At 57.7% G+C, this 201-nt stretch carries 1 protein-coding gene; it reads left to right on the top strand.

Annotated elements, in window-relative coordinates; genetic code table 11:
* Positions 1–201: hypothetical protein (locus tag H8L32_RS27525; protein ID WP_186951041.1), on the top strand; the 201-nt coding region annotated here is incomplete at both ends.

Below are 201 nucleotides of genomic sequence, written 5' to 3'. Positions count from 1 at the left end.
CCATCGTTGATGCTGATTCAGAAAACAACACCGTTGCCCTGGGTAGCGTAGCAGCCCACACAGGCACCGTCACCATCGGTACAGCAGCAGGTGCAGGCAAAGTTGGCGGCTTCATCAACTTTGATACCACAACAGTTGGTGCCAACGGTGGTTTGAACCGTATCGACGTCTCCGGCGCAGCCGCTGACGGCTCCGGCGTAC

Source organism: Undibacterium hunanense, from assembly GCF_014284335.1.
Classification (GTDB): domain Bacteria; phylum Pseudomonadota; class Gammaproteobacteria; order Burkholderiales; family Burkholderiaceae_D; genus Undibacterium; species Undibacterium hunanense.
This window is presented reverse-complemented; position numbering and strand designations above follow the sequence as displayed.